At 59.7% G+C, this 17,212-nt stretch carries 16 protein-coding genes; 10 read left to right on the plus strand and 6 right to left on the minus strand.

Annotated features, from left to right (window positions below; all coding sequences use genetic code 11):
- The first annotated feature begins 41 nt into the window (after nucleotides 1–41).
- The 6 genes from DY926_RS13075 (at nucleotide 42) to DY926_RS13100 (ending at nucleotide 7,828) form a co-directional block, all read left to right on the plus strand.
- Complete coding sequence (locus tag DY926_RS13075; RefSeq protein WP_116703771.1) at nucleotides 42–590, plus strand: lytic transglycosylase domain-containing protein; 549 nt, start codon at nucleotides 42–44, stop codon at nucleotides 588–590.
- Entirely contained in the window at nucleotides 587–1,732 is a 1,146-nt protein-coding gene (locus tag DY926_RS13080; protein ID WP_116703772.1) for a secretion/conjugation apparatus DotM-related subunit, read from the plus strand. Before DY926_RS13075 ends, DY926_RS13080 begins: the two co-directional genes overlap by 4 nt.
- A gap of 10 nt (nucleotides 1,733–1,742) precedes the next feature.
- Entirely contained in the window at nucleotides 1,743–2,348 is a 606-nt protein-coding gene (locus tag DY926_RS13085; RefSeq protein WP_116703773.1) for a hypothetical protein, read from the plus strand.
- A gap of 3 nt (nucleotides 2,349–2,351) precedes the next feature.
- Nucleotides 2,352–4,694 carry a type IV secretory system conjugative DNA transfer family protein gene (locus DY926_RS13090; protein ID WP_116703774.1) on the plus strand — a complete coding sequence of 781 codons (2,343 nt, stop codon included), beginning with the start codon at nucleotides 2,352–2,354 and terminating at the stop codon, nucleotides 4,692–4,694.
- A complete protein-coding gene (locus DY926_RS13095; RefSeq protein WP_116703775.1) occupies nucleotides 4,691–6,007 on the plus strand; it encodes a DUF1173 family protein in 1,317 nt (438 codons plus the stop codon). The genes DY926_RS13090 and DY926_RS13095 overlap by 4 nt, the downstream gene beginning before the upstream one ends.
- 276 nt (nucleotides 6,008–6,283) lie before the next feature.
- Nucleotides 6,284–7,828, plus strand: coding sequence for a Fic family protein (locus tag DY926_RS13100; RefSeq protein WP_116703776.1), 1,545 nt, complete (start codon nucleotides 6,284–6,286; stop codon nucleotides 7,826–7,828).
- Between the two features lie 389 nt (nucleotides 7,829–8,217).
- Here DY926_RS13100 and DY926_RS13105 read toward each other — a convergent pair whose 3' ends face one another.
- From DY926_RS13105 to DY926_RS13130, 6 genes are all read right to left on the minus strand, one after another.
- Nucleotides 8,218–8,703, minus strand: coding sequence for a MucR family transcriptional regulator (locus DY926_RS13105; protein WP_116703777.1), 486 nt, complete (start codon nucleotides 8,701–8,703; stop codon nucleotides 8,218–8,220).
- A gap of 244 nt (nucleotides 8,704–8,947) precedes the next feature.
- Nucleotides 8,948–9,172, minus strand: coding sequence for a hypothetical protein (locus tag DY926_RS17345; RefSeq protein ID WP_158551994.1), 225 nt, complete (start codon nucleotides 9,170–9,172; stop codon nucleotides 8,948–8,950).
- Nucleotides 9,173–9,329: 157 nt separating this feature from the next.
- A complete protein-coding gene (gene mobF / locus DY926_RS13115) occupies nucleotides 9,330–12,548 on the minus strand; it encodes a MobF family relaxase (RefSeq protein WP_116703779.1) in 3,219 nt (1,072 codons plus the stop codon).
- Entirely contained in the window at nucleotides 12,548–12,769 is a 222-nt protein-coding gene (locus DY926_RS13120; protein WP_373852479.1) for a hypothetical protein, read from the minus strand. Before DY926_RS13120 ends, mobF begins: the two co-directional genes overlap by 1 nt.
- 127 nt (nucleotides 12,770–12,896) lie before the next feature.
- Nucleotides 12,897–13,190, minus strand: a complete 294-nt coding sequence (locus tag DY926_RS13125) for an HU family DNA-binding protein (RefSeq protein WP_048851686.1) — start codon at nucleotides 13,188–13,190, stop codon at nucleotides 12,897–12,899.
- 59 nt (nucleotides 13,191–13,249) lie between these two features.
- On the minus strand, nucleotides 13,250–14,002 hold the full coding sequence (locus DY926_RS13130) for a BRO-N domain-containing protein (protein WP_048851687.1): 753 nt from the start codon (nucleotides 14,000–14,002) through the stop codon (nucleotides 13,250–13,252).
- Between the two features lie 380 nt (nucleotides 14,003–14,382).
- Here DY926_RS13130 and DY926_RS13135 point away from each other — a divergent pair, with 380 nt between their 5' ends.
- From DY926_RS13135 to DY926_RS13150, 4 genes are all read left to right on the plus strand, one after another.
- On the plus strand, nucleotides 14,383–14,958 hold the full coding sequence (locus DY926_RS13135) for a hypothetical protein (RefSeq protein WP_116703780.1): 576 nt from the start codon (nucleotides 14,383–14,385) through the stop codon (nucleotides 14,956–14,958).
- A 3-nt stretch (nucleotides 14,959–14,961) separates the two neighbouring features.
- Entirely contained in the window at nucleotides 14,962–15,792 is an 831-nt protein-coding gene (locus DY926_RS13140) for a hypothetical protein (RefSeq protein ID WP_048851689.1), read from the plus strand.
- On the plus strand, nucleotides 15,792–16,286 hold the full coding sequence (locus DY926_RS13145) for a hypothetical protein (protein ID WP_048851690.1): 495 nt from the start codon (nucleotides 15,792–15,794) through the stop codon (nucleotides 16,284–16,286). The genes DY926_RS13140 and DY926_RS13145 overlap by 1 nt, the downstream gene beginning before the upstream one ends.
- Nucleotides 16,287–16,396: 110 nt before the next feature.
- Entirely contained in the window at nucleotides 16,397–17,209 is an 813-nt protein-coding gene (locus DY926_RS13150) for a hypothetical protein (RefSeq protein ID WP_116703781.1), read from the plus strand.
- Nucleotides 17,210–17,212 lie beyond the last annotated feature (3 nt).

Consider the following 17,212-nt stretch of genomic DNA (forward strand, 5'->3'; position numbering starts at 1 on the left):
CGCCCGCCCGACTATGCCTGAAATAGCATCTGGCTGGGTCAATTCCTGATGAAAAACCCGGGTCAGTTCTCAGTGAAAATCAACACCCCCGCCTCGCTCTGGCGGCACTCGGGGCGTTTCCCCTTTTTGCCGTCGGCACGACCGCCCGCGCCGCGAGCATCGAAGAAAATGGCCGCCAGATTGCAGCCTGTCTGGAGGCTTCGGCAAAAATCTCTAGTGTGCCCCGTGGCGTGCTGCTCGTCCTCCTCTATGTCGAGGCCGGCCGCCCCGGAATGGTCAGCCCGAACGGTAACGGCACGGCGGATCTCGGGCCGATGCAGGTCAACACGACATGGGTCGATCGCATCGCGAGGCGATGGCACAGCACGCCCGCGCAAACATATGCGGCGCTGCGCGACAGTTCGTGTGCCAATATCGAGGCAGGCGCCTGGATCCTTGGTCAGGCGATGCACGAGGCACACGGCGACCTCTGGCAGGCCGTGGCATTCTATCACTCTCATACCCCACGCCATGGCAATGCCTATCTCCGGCGTTTCTACGACATCGCCCTCACGATGATGGCCAGAAACCGCAGGGGCGATCGCTCATGAGCACGAGCCGCGTCCCATGGTCATCCAGCGATGACTATCTGCTCTTTTCCTCGATCATCATCATCGTCGGGGTCCTGCTGTTCAGCTACATGGCCTGGAGCCTGTGGCATACGCAGATCACAGCCTTCTATCTGCGGGCCATGCTGGGGCAGATCAACCTGCTGCATACGTCTAATCCCGACCTGATGCGCCTGCGTTTCCAGTTGCAGGCCGCGCAATATCGACCGGATCTGGTGCGGGCGATCCAGCTTTATTATGGCCTTGCGATCCTGGGCAATGCCCTGAAATGGCCGGTGGCCATCGTGATTGCGCTCCTGGGCGGGTTATGCATGTGGCGTGCTGCCCCCGGCCGTTTTGCAAAAGCGCTCGACCTGGAAAGTCTGATTGCGGTCCAGGCAGAAATGTTTCCGACACTGAGAGGCTTCGTCCGACGCCGACTGGACAGGCTTGTAACGCCCACGGATGGCATCCCCCTGCCCGCGGACCCGGCTCTGACACGTGCCGAATGGGGCGCGCGCTTCGCTGTCGATGCACAGGACCGCTACAGTGAAACCGGCGCGCTCGAAGCGTTCACGCGCCAGCTGGGCCGCCACTGGTCCAGCATCCACGCCGCGTCCCCTGTCGAACAGGTGCTTCTCGTTGCCTTTGCGATGCACTACCTCCAGAGGCGCCGGGAAGCCCTCGCCCTGCTTGGTGAACTCTCTGCCGGTCTGGCCGACGCTGGCCTTGATGGTCCGCATGGTCCGCTGGCGCCGCTCACGGTGCCGGAGTCCGTTATGCGCAGCGCCCGCTCTGCCCTGCAGGACAAGGAAATCACAAACTGTATCGATACGGTCTGCGAGCGCAGCGGATGGAGCGTGACCGCGCTCATGACCCTGCTGCACGAGGCCCGGCGTCAGGCGGGCGTACTGGCACCCTCCTCATTCGCCATCGTGAAGCTCATCGACCGATCATTGTGGTACGCGCTGCACTCACTCGGCTTTCCTGCTGAAATCCCGGCCGAAGACCTTCATCCCAATCCCCGCATCGAGGCCGCCGGCGCGCGTGCGCACTGGAGCGAAGAACGACGCTACCAGCGTCCGATCTACATCCCTGCGGTTGAGAACGCACTCGCCATCCTGCGCCCGATGCCCGAAGCATAAGGATCTTCCCATGACCCGTATCATCCTCGACGCTGATGGCCGGGCGCCCATCACCATTGAACTCGACGGGACAGGCTTACAGCCGCTCCATTTCCATCTTGGATCTGATTTCGGGCATACGGAGACGAACGATGCGGCAGCCACTTTACCAGAAGCGGCAGCAGCACGGCGCTGGCGCCTGAAAAAGGCATTGCCCGCGCTCATCGCCGGGGGGCTGGCCGCCATCCTGATCATCGGCACACGTCAGGCCATGGTTTCCGACCGCGCTGTTCCCGACACCGGGCCCGCTGGCATGCTACGACCGCCTGCAATTCTACCCCCACTCTCCGGCGCGCCCATGACGGACGAAGGCGCGCCAGGGGTCAGCTCAACCTATGTCCCGGGCGCGCGCATGCCGGTCGACGGGAATGTGGTCGGCAATCCCGATGGTCACCCGGCGAGCGCGGAAATCGATGCTGCACGACGCATCATGACGCAGCGGCCTGTCGTCACTTATCCGCACCCCCCAGGCGAAGCGCAGACAGCGCCGACGGCACCGGTTTCCCCCACGGCACCAACCGCTCCCGTGGCGCCTACAATCGGCACCGGAAAATCTCCTTTCGGGCTGGAAGACTGAAGCATGGTGAAGCGCGAGATCGGCGGACCGCAGGTCCACCAGCAACTCAAACACGGCTCTACCTATCGCGACACGCGTCCCTTCACGGTCCGGATCGCCGAAGAGCTGCAATCCAGCAGTTCCGGGTTCGCCCTCATGATCCTGGCAGGGCTCAGCGTGCTGGCTCCCGCGATCGTCGGGATCACCTTTCCCCTCGCCCTCTGCCTGACGCTCTGGGTCATGACCCGCCAGCCCGTGCTGCCTTTTCATCTGCCCAGGTATTCCGGCCTGAAGGACAAACACGATCTTGATCCCAAAACCCGTCGGCCGCGGGCGGCGGCAGGCATCATATATCTTGGAACGGACGGACTGACCGGCCAGCAACTCTGGCTTTCATCCGACGCGGGGCGCCAGCACGCCGCCGTGCCCGGCACAACGGGTGCAGGCAAAACGACATCCGCCATCTCCCTGCTGGCCAATCCTCTCGCGCATGGATCCGGGTTCATCCTGATCGACGGCAAGGGTGACAACACGGTCCACGGCGATGTACTGGCGCTTGCCCGCCGCTTCGGGCTGGACGACCAGGTGCTCAATCTCAATTTTCTGACCGCAAGCGGCATCCGCCAGTCCAATACGTTCAATCCGTTTGCGACCGGCAATGCCGACGCCATCCGTGAAATGCTGGTCAGCCAGCTTGGTGAGCCGTCGAGCAACGACGCCAACGGCGTCTTTCGGGATCGTGCTGTCGGCCTTGCCGGCACGATCGCCCCGGTCCTGACCTGGATGCGCGACACGCACGGCGTGCCGATCAACATCGAGACCATGCGCTACGCCATGGAACTGCGCTGGATCGGCACGCTGGCCCGGCATCGTGTGTTCCTGATCCGCAATCCCGGCTCCGATCACCCCATCGAGATCAGCGTTCCAGAAATTCCCGATGATATCCTCTATCCAGCCCAGGCCTATCTGGGCGAACTGCCGGGGTATGATTCCTCGTTGGCGTGGAATGAGCAGAAAGAAAACAAACCGAGCGAGCAGCATGGCTACGCCAAGATGTATTTCACCCGGGTCTTCACGCAGCTTGGCGTCAGTCTCGGGCACATCTTCCGCGCCCAGATCCCTGATATCGACATGCGCGATGTGGTGCTGAACCGCCGCATTCTCGTCGTCACGCTGCCCGCGCTGGAGAATTCCTCGGATACGCTGGCCGGACTGGGCAAGATCGTGGTCGCGGCCGGTCGCGGCGTCATGGCCCAGCTTCTTGGCGCCCGCCTCGACGGCCCTGCCGAGCAGGTCTTCAAGCTCAAGGCAGGCAGCGGCGACGCGCCGTTCCATTTTTTCTACGACGAACTCTCCGCCTACGTCACGGACGGCATGGACCGGCAGCTGGCCATGGGACGCGGCCTGAACTGCATGTTCTGGCTGGGGTTTCAGGATCTTCCGGGTCTTACGACACGCATCGGCGACAAAGCCTTTACCCTGCTCGGCAACGCCAACCTCACCCACGCCATGCGCCTGCAGGATGCCATGCGCACGCGCGAGTGGATCGAAAAACAATCCGATCGGGTTGAGGTCAGTCAGGCCACGCATTTCGAAGGTAACTCGGCTGGCAGTTACCGGGAAGGACGGGGTGCCGAAGTCCGGGAAGTCGCCCGTATTCCCTGGGCAGACCTTCAGTCACTCATCGAGGGCGAGGCCATAACGATGTATGCCGGTCGCATTGTCCATTCGAAGACGTTCTTTGCCGCCGTCAATGGGCGGTCAGGCGCGATCCGCATGGCCCAGCCGGTCATGCTTGCAGCGCCGCTGGACCTGAATCGGGTGCCCCCGGACCAGCAGTTGCTCGCCCTCCTCGCGACGATCGAAGGCGGCCTGTTTCAGTCTGAACTGACCACCGTACACGACGAGCCAGATGTTCGCGCACTCGAGGAAGCAGTCGACCGCCTCGGTTCAGGTTCTCAAGACATCCTGCGCAATTTTGCACAGATTGGTGCAGCAGTCGCCGCCGCACCACGCCGGGTTGCGACCGCCAATGACGATGAAGAGAATGAGCATGCAGCCGGAACAGACATGCTGACACCATTTTCCTATATGCTGCGTGACGCTGCCTCCATCCCGAAACCCGGTTTTCAGACACCGCCCCGCACCATACCTCCCATCGACGGTCACCTGCTTGGACGCCTTGAAGCCATTGAACGCCGCGTGGACCGGCAGCCTGGTATAGCCCGGCGTCGGGCACTGCTTATATTGGGTGTCAGGGACGCGATGACAAAAGGCGCACCGAAGGAGGGCGCGGCCAGCACCGGGATGACCGAAAAGGAAATCCTCGCCCAGATCAGGATATTGCGCGAAAAAACCTCGGCATGACGGGCACGATCATCATCCTTCCCGGCGGGGAAAGGTTCCAGCTCGAATGGCGCCGGACCGACCCGGAGCGGTGGGAACGCCGCCTGAAGGCAAAATATGATGAGAGCCGGAGCGCGGAGCGTTCTGACAAGGCGCGATGCCTATGCCAGCATCGCGGCGCCGTACTACCTCTACAGATCCGTTACCGGGCGGACAGTCACAGTTATCACCTCGCCGTCTGGCCAAATGAAGGGCCGTTGCACGAAAAGACATGCCCCTTCTACAAGCCTGATCCGGAGAAAAGTGGGCGCGCCAGCTATGTAAATAGCGTAATTCGCGAGGGTGAGGATGGGGATGTCGCTGTGACCCTGTCGATCGGCCTGCGCCGCAAGGGACCACCCCGGCCAGTTGATGACACGCCGCTGCCTGCTTCAGATCGGCCCGGACAGGCGCGACAGCGCCGGATGACGCCTCTCGGGCTGCTCCATCTCCTGTGGGAGCGGGCGGGGCTGACCGAATGGCGGCCACAATTCGCCGGACACCGCACACCGACGGTCGCCCTGGGCCGGATCGCCTCTGCCGGAACCCGGATCCGGGCGCAGGGCAGACTGATCTCCGATCTTCTCTGTCCTGTTGCCCCAAGGCATGAAAAGTTCGGACGGCGTCTCCATGCCGTTGTCAGGACAGAAGGACAGGAAAACCATCTGTTCCTGATCGGGTTCGTGGAGGCTCTGGAACCAGATCCCAGGGGCAATTTCACCATGACCCTGAGCGGCCAGCGCAATGGTTACCGCTGCTTTCTGACAGTGCCTGCGGCCGAGAGGAACTGTCTTGCCCGGTCGCACCAGCTGGCGGCAGCCACGCTCGCCCTGCCCGAAGCGGCGCGGCAGGCACATGTTGTAGCGCTGCTCTATGTGACTGCACGAACCATCGGAACGCCCAATAGCCGGTGGAGGGGCTGGATCCAGGCGGAAGTCAGGACCGGTGCCCTGATGACCGTCTCTCGCAGCATGCTTCCTTTCGAAAGCAGCCATGAACTGGCGGTAGCCGATGCCCTCGTGGCAGCGGGACGCGCATTCGAAAAACCACTACGTTTCGACGCAGAACGGGATCTCGTTTTTCCCGACTTCATCTTGCAGGACACCGCGCGGAGTGACGGATATCCAATGGAAGTTTTCGGTCGCACGGACGAGGCCTACACTGCCAGACGAGCCGGGAAGGAAAACTACTACAACATGACTTTCGGCGCAGGCGGATGGTGGTCATGGGATGCGACAACGGGAAGCCGGATTCCAGCCTTCCCGCCCGCCAGAAAAGGAGCGATGCTGAGCTGATCACGTCAGACAATGCCTTTCATCCGGCTTGATGGGGCTCCAGACCTTGTCGACGCCACCGAACCCAGCCGGGACCATATCAACGGACACGAGGAGCAAACAGGCTGATCATGCGGCGCTTCAGTGAATGGGAATTATTGATCACAAAGACGAAGTGACGAACGCATACGCGGGGCCACGGCTGTCCATATATATTTTTTTACACAAGGCACCGTTTATATGCGATTTTAAGCATCAATAAACGGTTTTGGACAACTCGGCAGGAATCTAACTCCAATGGCGGACCCGATTGGCGGCATGTGGCTCGCACTGAAATATGATGCAGAGCCATTCGGTGGACTGGCTGTCAAAAGCCAGCTTGGAAGTCGCCGGTCGAGCAGTCATCATAATTTATACAGCATCGAGACATATCCCGAAAACATGCGTCCGGCCGACACGGCGGCCGCGCATCTGCAGTTTCATCTGCGACACGAACCCACCAGCCTGGAGTTGCTGGCGCGCGTCTTTGCGAAGACCGGACCAGGTTTTGTCCAGGAGTGGATAAACAGTGCACCGACCGGACAATATGCCAGACGGGCGTCATTTCTCTTTGAGTTCGTCACCGGACAAACGCTCGTGCCGCCAGTCGACCTCGGCGGCAACTACGTCTTCGCACTGGACGCATCTTTTCAGGTAACAGCTTCTCCGGACAAGACGAGCAACGTCAGCAGATGGCGCGTCCGTGACAACATGCCCGGGAACCGCTTTTTTTGCCCCTTTATCCCGCTTTCCAGTCAACTCAAGACGGCTGCGGAGATGGACGTATCTGCCGGTTACGGTGAACTGGTGCAGGAGTTCGGCGAGAGCATGCTTGCCCGGGCCGCAGTGTGGCTGACAAATCGTGAAAGCAAGGCAAGTTTCACCATTGAAGGCGAGGAGCATCAACTTGACCGGATCCAGCGCTTCAGCCACGTACTCGCCACGAGAACCGGGCAAGGGACAGTCCCCCTGACAGATACTGACCTTGCCGAATTGCAACGCAACATCCTCGGTGACGTCACAATAACCGAGCATTTTGGCTTGCGACTGTCTCCGGTATTCGTTGGAGAATACACGATGAGGTACGAGAATGTTGTTCACTACCTCGCGCCTCCCGCACAAGACGTAGCGGATATGCTTGAGGGATTAAAAATTTTCCTCGACAGGACTGAAGGACAGTCTCCTGTCATGCGTAGCGCCGTGGCAGCCTTCGGGTTTGTCTACATCCATCCTCTTTCTGACGGGAACGGCCGTGTCCACCGGTTCCTGATAAATGACGTTCTCAGGCGGGACGGCGCCATCCCCGACCAGATCATTCTCCCCATCTCAGCTACGATCATTGGAGACCCGACGAGCAGGCAAAACTACGACCAGATTCTGGACAGGGTTTCAAAACCCCTGATGCAACAGATCACGGATCATGTCTCTTTCGATCGTGACATGAAGACCTATCCTGATGGGATAAAATCCAATCTCGACTTCTCGAACCCTGATCTGGCGAGACCGGCTTGGCGCTATATCAATTTCGCCCCCCACGTTATCTATCTCAGCGCAGCACTGGAGATGACCATCAAGCACCACATGAAAGAGGAAGCCATATATCTCCGGTCACACCATAATGCCCGGCAGGCACTCAAGGAGCTTATTGAAATGCCGGATATGGATGCCGACCGCATCATCAGGTCATTACGGGATACTCGTTTCATACCCAGCGGCAAGATTCAGAAAGAATATCCCATGATCGAAAAATTCAGGCTTTGGAACGCCATCTCTGAGGCGCTGAGGCGTTCATTCTCTGAATGATTACACGTGGACCGCTCGTGATAAGGAGAAAGCTGTCCGTCACCAGACATGGGATCTGCAAAAGGATTGTCCGAGCGGAAAAGGCAGGCTGCCCTCGTGACAGCACAACTTTGTAGTCATCGCTTATAGATTTTCACTGAGAACTGAATTCTTCCACAAGGTGCATAACGCAAGGGCTTAGGATCGCGATCCGCAACCTGGATTGTATAAAAGGCATCTTTCGTCGGGATTTATCGACGTCACGCCCCGAACTGGATCATGGTCCGGTCAAATAGGAACATCCCCAGTCGACACCCTACAGCGTAGCGAAGAAGTTCTGCCTTCGCATATTGCTGCGTTCCTGAGCCAGGAGATCGCCGCGCCGCCCGGTCCGGCGGCGCGTTCCACTTCTAGTGAACAGCTTTCTTTCTGCCCCGACGCCTTCCTTGTGGCTTGTCAGGCAATGCAGGATCCGTCGCGCCCTCATCACCAGATTTGGTGGCAGTGGACGTTATATCCCGCCCCAGCCCAATCTCTCTTGCAAGTTCCGATCGGCGTACTGTGTAATTGGGAGCGACCATAGGGTAATGAGATGGAAGTCCCCATTTCCGCCGATATTCTTCAGGCGTCATACCATAGGATGCCTGCAGATGCCGTTTGAGCATTTTCAGCTTTTTCCCATCTTCAAGACATATGATATAATCCGGAAATACGGACCGCTTGATGGGAACGGCAGGTATCTGTTCTTTTACTCCCGAAGTAGTCGGGACGGACAATGAATTGTAAACAGCCCCAATCAGCCTGATAAGTTCGTCCGGCGATATTTTATTTCCCGATACATAAGCAGTTATGATTTCCACGGCCAGCGTCAGCTGTCTTTGTTGTTCTTCGGGCATTGTCCATCACCTTAACAGACGAAAAAACTGTGGCCCTATATATAACACCGCTACTGGGAATAGTCCTCGACGTTTTCGACGATTTGGCAGATTGCAGAACAGGTATGCTCTTGAGCAGATATCCAATAGGATCCTGTGCCTGCTCATCTGTATTTTATCTGACCGTCAACACTTCTTGCTTTCTACAGCAATCCTGTTACCCGTTTCCCGCCCAGCATCAAGAAGCCATATCTGCAATACGAAATCATCTGGAGCCGGTGTCAGCAGAACACTCAGACACAGCTTCCTCCTCGGCCCAGGAAGGTCTTGAGACGTGAACATGCCCGGAAGCTTCAGTCGCGCCAATAATGCGCAGCAGACTTTCAGGGATCGGTTCACGCACAACATCATTGAACCGGGCACGCAATTCGTTCTTCAACCAACAGTCGAACGGATCAGGATCTCCCCGGAAAGACACATCGTCCATCATTGGCCTGTTATCTGCTGCTCCCCGCCTGCCTGACGATACGCAGCCGACTTCGTTGCGCAAATGACCAAAGCGTGCGTCAGATCTGAGATGTTGTCGCGGTATGGCACACTGTCAGCGGGATCCAGATACGGGTGAGAACAGCAGAAAGCCGGACGCTCTAAGTGGCGGCGCCTGGCGACGCAGATGGCACAGGGGGACGCCTGCCCAGCACCTGGGCGGCCCGTTGGCTCCGAAGCGTCTGCTCCGCACCCGTCATGACCGCTGGTGCGTTCCTGATCATGACCTGCAGCCTGGCGTCGATCTCGGCCAGACGCGCCTTATGCAAGCGCTCGGCCTGCCGCGCCTGCGTTTCCAGAATAATCTCCCTTCCATAGGGGCGACCTGACTTCGTCAGTGTCTCCTGCATGCGCCCAAGCGCGATCAGTTCGCGGATCCTCGCATCCCGGGCCTTGCGGGTTCGGGCAACCAGATCCGTGCCCAGTGATTTATATGGTTTATGCGCCATTTTCTTTGCCACATGATTCCACAGATCGTCACTAGTGATGGGAGTCGTATCCCCGAGCGCCCTCTGGTTCCGGACCGCCTCAAACGTCGCGCCATCGGAGATCATGGTCCATGTGGTTCCACGCGCCCGGCTTTCCGCGACGTATGAGGTAAATCCCGTCGCCAGTTCGACGCCTCGCGGCAGGGCGTTGATGTGCTCATCTGAAGTAAGCCCCTGTGCCGCATCAATCGTCATGGCATGTCCGAACCCCAGCAGTACCCGACCAGTCTTCGCGTCACGAAACCGCCGCCATTCAACATCAGCAACAAGCCCCTCCTTCGTGCGGACGCGAAGCCCCGCATCGCCATGAGCCAGAACTTCCACCACATCGCCGTTATTTCCGACTGTGGCGCCCTTTCCATCCACACTGCCCCATGTCCGACGATACAGCCGAAGCCGGTCGCCCATAGCGATCGCAAGATCATAGGTTTCGCCGCGCTGATCAATAGCCTGCACGGTGATTTCATGCGTCGAGATCTCGCCGCGCTCCTGCAGGATTGTACGGACTGCCCGACTCAGATCGGCAGCATCCTGATTGGTCAGTGCCGACATGCTGATCGTCTTGGTCCGACCACGCCGTAGGCCGGCACCCTCGGCGGCCAGGGCATCGCGACGCGTCACATACAGCCGGGCAATATCCTGCAGGACTTCCTCATGGTCGCCGCCGACCAGACGGATCGTTCCATCCGCCCGTTTCATATCAATCGCGTCCCGGACTTCCTTCAGATGGAACCTGTTACGGACGTCGTCATCATTTTCCTCGTCGGTATGCGCGTTGGCCGCAGCCCCCTTGAACTCGTGGGATTCCAGATCGCTCTCTTCCGGCTCTGCGCCACGAAACAGATCAGCAATCTGGCGATTTCTTGCAGATACCTGCCGGACACTGGACAGAAGCTCAGGCATATCTTCCGGATCCAGGACCCGGCGCAGCATCTCGATGGCGTCCCCTGCCTCGATATTCTGCGCCTGCTCGTGGTCACCCAGCGCCTTGATCGTGCAACCGGTATCGCGCTGCAACTGTAACAGGCGAAGCATCTGGCGCGGGCCGACCTGACCGACCTCGTCAATCACCAGCACCGTATTCTGGTCCACATCAACGTCACCGCGCTCCAGCCGCGCCAAAAAGGGCAGCATCGCGCTTGTGTCAAAGATGCCGGCCTCACGTAATGCGTCCGCCTGGCGCCAGGCATTGGCAATCCCGATAACCCTGCGACCATTCGTGTCATAACGCGTATCATGTTTCCACGCATCGACCAGCGGAGACAGCAGGGCCGTCTTCCCGGAACCCGCGACGCCGGTGAGCATGGAGAGCGCACCGCCCCGGCCAAGAGCGTAGATCGCAGCCTTCTGGGTCTTTCCATGCTCGCTTGCGAAGTCGAGGGGTGATCGTCCGATCGCTTCCGTGATCTGGCGGTCCGACAGCGCCCCGCTCCGGTCTCCTGAAGCACGAGCCGCCTGAATCGCGAGGTCCTCCTCAATGGCGATCTGCGCGGAATTCGTCACCCTCAGCCTGTCGCCACGCATCTCCTGAATCAGCGAGACCCGTTCCCCGCCGAGTTCAAGACCACGCTGTTCAATAAGGGCCACGACATGATCAATGTCCTTCACGCCACCCTCGATGCCGGTGCCGATCAGGCCCCGGGCCGCATACGTTCTGAGCTTGTCGTGATCGATCACGGCGGCTGTTTCAAACTCCCTCGCGAGATGGCGCGCAGCGAAACGGTAGGCAATATCGTATCGTTGTTCCCTGGCGCCCACGGGCGCTACTGGCGTGCCAAGCAGACTTTTTTTCTCCCAGCCAAGACGCCTGGCCTGCTCGTGCCATATCTCATGGTCACTCGTACCTTTATCCTTGTCGAGCCGGGCTGCCAGGCCGGCCATGGACAGGATGCGGCGCTTGCGTTCGATCGGCATATGCGCCCAGTCCGCTCCTTCCGCCGCGGCATACTCCTTGGCCGCCCTGATGACGTTGCGTCGTCCCTTGCTGAAGAAATCCGATATATCCTGCGGCACGGCCGAGATGACCGTCGCCTGTTCACTCGCATCGTATTGCTGGGCGATGCCGATCCGGCGCAGTTCATCGGCGAGCTGTGCCTGGAAATATGCTCCAAATTCATGAACGCGCGATCGCAGCCGCTTCGTGTCGAGTGAACCCACATGTCCCTCTTCCGTAACCACGACATTGAACAGGGCATTATGGATATGGGCATGGGGATCGCCGCCTGCTGGCGTATCGATCAGATAGGTCTGACCTGTCCCCGCGTCACGCGCCTCGACCGTCGGGCGCGCGGTATCATGCCGGAATGACACCCAGGCGACCTCGCCCGGGTTGGCACCGTCTTCGCCTCCATGACCGCGCCGCGCGAAGCCGATTTCCCGCGCGACATAGAGCATGGTGGCGTCGTTTGCCCGATCAATGGCGTGCCAGATGGCTGCCCTCTCGGCCTCGGTCGGCGCAAACTCGGCCGCAAGCGTAACTGATTTGTGTGGCGCCAGGGTCAGATCATAGGCACTGATCTTGCGGGCATTCCTTGACCAGTCATCGCCATTATCGGCCCTCTTTGCTTCAAACAGGCGATTGAGTTGCGCGTTCTTAGGTGGTGTCTTCGGATCAATGCCAAGAGCCGCTGCAATCTCGGGTCGCATGTCCGGTCGCCACGAGGCCCGCCCATCGCGACCGGTGTAATAGCTGGTCAGTCGGCCACCATCCGCGTCGGGCACTTTTCCGGGCCGGGTACGGAAATCGTGCTCTGGCTCTGGCAGCTCCTGCGTGAAATAGGCAGTGATCAGGCGACCACTACTCTCAGCCGAGATTTTCCGGAACGTCATCATCAGACACCCGTTCCGTCCTTTTCCTCGGGTCGAGAGGTGAGGGGCGCCCGGCCCTCCTGAATATCGAGGGTTCTGCCGGTTGTGGCGTCAATATGCCTGAGAACAGGGCCCTGCGCGGCGACAAGTGTCACCAGTCGGCCGAGGATCTCATCAAGTGTCGGACCATCAGATTCCTTCGGGGCGAGAATTTCAATGATCAGGGACAGCTTGTCTTCGATCATTCGAAGCCGTTCCCGGATATCGTCGTCCCAACTTGCGGTCGTGTTAGGTTTTCCGACTGACTCGCTCATCATCGTCACCCCCCCGTGTCAGAAACACGGGAAGCGTGACGCGGAATCATGCGACCGTTCAGACCTTCTTCTGGTTAGCCCCGGTGAGCTGGTCCTTGACCGCCTTGGCCGGCGCAAAAACCAGCTTGCGCGAGGCCGGAATCTGCATCTCAGCACCGGTCGCCGGATTGCGACCCATGCGGGCAGCGGTATGCCGGACGGTAAACTTGCCAAAGCCAGGCAGCGATACCTCATCGCCGACCTCTGCAGCCTGAACGATAGAGGCCAGGACGGTCTCAAGAGCGGTCTTCGCATCGGCCTTCGTGCCGCCCGTGGCTTCGGCGATACGGTCAATCAGATCGGTGCTTTTCATCAACGCTGTCTCTTTCAATTAAGGTGACACGGAAAGATCGAATCACAACCGTGGCGGCTTTATGATTTCTCTCGGGTAGGCACGATGACGCTGCGGGACAGGTCCACCCCGATGCGAATGGCGTCATCAAGCTGGCGACCGATACCACTCTGCAAGACGGCGGAGCAATACATCGCCCCGTCGATTTTGCAGCATACGCTCCAGACCGACCCGATCAGGTTCATGGCGTGAACCAGCCCCTCCACGTCGTGACGATCCAGATCGCGAATGAACTGATGAGGATCAACCTCCTCAATGTATGGCTCCTGTCCCGGCATCACAAAAACCATGTGAGGACCAGGCCGCGAAAGACGCCTGAGAAGATCCATCTGACTGCTGGTGACTGTAAGTTGCACGGCACTTCCGGGGCATCCGCCGGGGATATAGGCACCGGTTCGACTGATCTGTGGCATCACCTCTCCGGTAATCCAGCGCCGAACCCGTTTGGCAACAGGCTTTCGAGAAATGAACGTCAGGTGATTGGCTCCGCTTTCACTGACGAAGAGCTGTTCCTGCGTCCCGCCTGCCGTCACCACGCCAATACGGCAATATTCATCATCATCAAGCCGTTTGACCGTCGCAGAAGGATTGCTGAGGCCCAATATGGAGCAAATCTCCCGCGCCGAGATCCATCGCCTTCCGGTGACTTCCTGAACTGAGATCCGGGTGTCTTCAAATGTCAGATAGTCTCGTTCGCTTTTATGCAGAATAGGTTGAACCGGATCACTGACCGGCTTCCTGACTCGCGGCCTGTTAGGGATGGTATCTCGCATCTCATATCTCCCCTTTTCCTAAGGAGATTGTGCGCGGGGAACATGCGACCTCTTGTTAAAATGGGCTCAGCGGCATCCGGAAGGGTCTAAGCATTGCTTATACCCTTTCCAACTCCCCCGCTCCTGGCGGCGAAGCCGCCCGCACCAACGGTGCAATGGTGTATGAGGACCCGCTATTTATGGGTAGGCGCAATGTCGGCCTCGGGTATGTCAATGGGTCGTCGTAAGGGTAGTCGTTGGGTCGTGAAACAGTCGTTCCGTCCGTGCGTCAAGGGTAGGGATATGGGTCGTTCATGAGTATGCGCGCGCAGATCACATGTGAGAATCTGCATGCTGACGAAGTTGCGCCCCAGGTATGATGATGCAGGAGGGGATGAATCATGACAGGCAGGTTCGGCAAGGAACGGCTGAAATCGCTCATTGAGAACCATAGGGCCCGAGACAGTGCGACACCTCTCTATCGGTGGCTGCTCACCAACTGCGAGGACATAAGCGCACTGCGATCAAAAGGGGATTCCTGGGCTCCCTATGTTGCCGCAGCCCGAGAAGATGGCCTTGACCTTCCGGACGAAAAGGAAGCGATGAAGCGTATGGAGCGCTATTGGCGCCGTATGGCCGGCACCCGCCGCACGCATCCGGAAGCTGAACAGGTTCCACAATCTCCTGACACCGAAAGCGCCATGCAACCCAGCCGCTTCCCTCGCGGCTGGAGGCCCGCTGTTGTCGATGACGGTCGCGTAAGCTGCGCGCCCGATGGAACTGGCGTTCCCGCACAAATAGTGCCCGCCGAAGAAAACGCACAGGTCGCATCATTGCCTGCGACAGTGCCAGTGTGCTCGGACAGCGAGACAACCGGGGAGAAGAACTTCCCCATTGGTCGCGCCCGGGCCGAGGCCATCAAGCGGGATCTTCTTGCGCGGCTGAAGCGAAAGGAGCCCGGTTTTCATCGGGAGTAAGGCATGGCATCCGCCACGATCACAGACGCCGCAGACCCAACGGAGCTGGTGACACGCCCGACACTGCTCGTAGCCATCGGGCGCCAGCGGGTGGGAAAGACGACATTCCTCAAATCGCTGGCCGAGATCACGGCCCAGCAGGGAGGCAGACCGGAGATCTGGAACACGGATTCCATGAACCGCTCGCATACGCTTTCATCGCTTGGTCCGCAGGTTCTGGAAGCGGACAGCATGTCCCCGACCGGGCAGGCTGCCTGGCTCGAAGGGCAGATCGAGAAGCTGGTTGAATCCCGCCATGATGCGATCCTCGACATCGGGGGAGGATGGACTGCGATGCACGAACTGATCCGCTCATCTCCCCTTGTCGCGGCGCTGGACGAGCTCGGGATCTCGCTTGTGACGATCTTCATGATCGGCATGGAGAATGCGGACATCGACTATCTGCAGGACCTTCAGGAGCAGCACGGATTCCTGCCGCCCCGCACGGCAATTGTCATAAATGAAGGCCTGCTTCCCGTCGGTATCGATACACCTCAGGCGGTCAGCCAGATCCTCGAAAACGAAGCGGTGCTCAACGCTCTGGACCGAGGCGCCGCGCACGGTGTGTTCCCCGCGATCAACGGGCTGAAGAAAATCGCGGATCGTGGGCAGTCGTTCATGGATTTTGCTGCGAACAAGCCGGTTCCCGGACAGCCGAAAAGCTCGGTATTCGACAGGCTACGGGTCAATCGCTGGCTCAAACGGGACGTGCCCCTCTTCCTGCGCGACCTCGGAGCGGACTATCTGCCCCGGATGCCGAAGGGATTGCCCGACGTGGTGATGGAGAATGTCTGATGGCAGCCCAAGGCGACATCGAGGCGGCAGACCGTGAATTCGCGGTCCGAATGGAGAACCTGCGCCGGGTCGCCGCCCAGTGGGTCGAGCGTCCGATCGCGCCCGAAGTCGAAGTGCTTTCAGCACTGGTCGCAGCGATAGACCAGATCGGCACCCTCTGCATTGAAGCCAGGCGCGCCTCCATCCGCTCCGTTGCCGAGAGCAGGCTGGTGGCCGAACAGCAGCGCGAAACCCTGGCACAGGACACGATCGCCATCCGCAGTCACCTCAGGGACGGCATTGAAGCGGTGCACACGCTGCGCACCATCAACGAAAAACTGGTCGAGAAGAAACTCCTCGCGATCACGGCGGATATGACGAAAGGATTAAGGGGCGCCATCGAGAGCCAGGCCACGGCCATGACCAGACGGTACAACCTGCAGACGGCCTTTCGCATCCTGGGATACAGTTCCATCGTCCTGATAGCGGGATTTGCGCTCGGCCGGATGCCCTGAGCGTGTCCACGACGGACACGCTCAGGGCCGGAACCGAAACACCGTACCAATTACTGACACAGGTCGCATGATGCCGGCCGATCCTGTCCGCCTCGCAACAGGAGGCCAAGGTGATCCGGCTCCCCTTCCCATGCCGCCACACGGCGCCAGCGACCGTGGTCCTCGTAACGTGCGGCCTCGTCGCGCCGCCGATCGGGCACGCACAGACAGTAAATGTGCCGGGCGGGCTCCCGACACATGTCAACGCAACCTATCAGGAACCGGGGCTCGGTGGCTGGACCCCGGGCACGACGGGGACAGCCCAGGCCACCAGCGGAAACGGCGCCGTCAGCCAGACAACGACAGCAGGCACGTCCGACAGCGATGCGCTCGAGACCCTATACCAGCAGTCCTGGGGCTATGCAGCAGCCCAGAACGCCGAGGCGCTGGGCGTCAATCCGTCAGCACTGGCCGCGACCTGCGTGGTGGAATCCGGTTGCCAGAACCTCTACACGGCCGGAAACGGCAGTACGATCACCGGCGCGTTCCAGATGAGCAACGGGACCTACAGCCAGACCCTTGGAGAGGCACTGGCTGCAGACCCCTCGCTGGCCTCATCCATCACCAGCGGCACGGCGGGCCAGCAGGATCCGGCAACGCAGGCAGTGGCTGCAGCGCAGTATCTCAAGGATGCCGCAACCAGCCTGCAGCAGAGTGGCATCAGCAACCCGACAGCCCTTGATGCCCGGGCCTATTATAACTTTGGCCCGAGCGCGGGCGCTGAAATCGCGACGGCCGACGACAGCAGCCTCATGTCGTCCTACATATCGAGCACGGCGATGTCGGGGAACAATATCAGTTCAACCACCACGGTCGGCCAATGGCGCGCGGCGGTCGCAGCAAAAATGGGCAGTGCCGCGTCCAGTTCGATCCTGACCGGCTGACGA

Origin of the sequence: Komagataeibacter melaceti (assembly GCF_003403295.1) — a bacterium.
Classification (GTDB): domain Bacteria; phylum Pseudomonadota; class Alphaproteobacteria; order Acetobacterales; family Acetobacteraceae; genus Komagataeibacter; species Komagataeibacter melaceti.

Coding starts and splice junctions, on each gene's coding strand:
- DY926_RS13130 (WP_048851687.1), bottom strand. CDS start 14,002: ATGCGAGATACCATCCCTAACAGGCCGCGAGTCAGGAAGCCGGTCAGT.
- DY926_RS13095 (WP_116703775.1), top strand. CDS start 4,691: ATGACGGGCACGATCATCATCCTTCCCGGCGGGGAAAGGTTCCAGCTC.
- DY926_RS13080 (WP_116703772.1), top strand. CDS start 587: ATGAGCACGAGCCGCGTCCCATGGTCATCCAGCGATGACTATCTGCTC.
- DY926_RS13090 (WP_116703774.1), top strand. CDS start 2,352: ATGGTGAAGCGCGAGATCGGCGGACCGCAGGTCCACCAGCAACTCAAA.
- DY926_RS13135 (WP_116703780.1), top strand. CDS start 14,383: ATGACAGGCAGGTTCGGCAAGGAACGGCTGAAATCGCTCATTGAGAAC.
- DY926_RS13145 (WP_048851690.1), top strand. CDS start 15,792: ATGGCAGCCCAAGGCGACATCGAGGCGGCAGACCGTGAATTCGCGGTC.
- DY926_RS13125 (WP_048851686.1), bottom strand. CDS start 13,190: ATGAAAAGCACCGATCTGATTGACCGTATCGCCGAAGCCACGGGCGGC.
- DY926_RS13140 (WP_048851689.1), top strand. CDS start 14,962: ATGGCATCCGCCACGATCACAGACGCCGCAGACCCAACGGAGCTGGTG.
- DY926_RS13120 (WP_373852479.1), bottom strand. CDS start 12,769: ATGATCGAAGACAAGCTGTCCCTGATCATTGAAATTCTCGCCCCGAAG.
- DY926_RS13105 (WP_116703777.1), bottom strand. CDS start 8,703: ATGCCCGAAGAACAACAAAGACAGCTGACGCTGGCCGTGGAAATCATA.
- DY926_RS13100 (WP_116703776.1), top strand. CDS start 6,284: ATGGCGGACCCGATTGGCGGCATGTGGCTCGCACTGAAATATGATGCA.
- mobF (WP_116703779.1), bottom strand. CDS start 12,548: ATGATGACGTTCCGGAAAATCTCGGCTGAGAGTAGTGGTCGCCTGATC.
- DY926_RS17345 (WP_158551994.1), bottom strand. CDS start 9,172: ATGATGGACGATGTGTCTTTCCGGGGAGATCCTGATCCGTTCGACTGT.
- DY926_RS13085 (WP_116703773.1), top strand. CDS start 1,743: ATGACCCGTATCATCCTCGACGCTGATGGCCGGGCGCCCATCACCATT.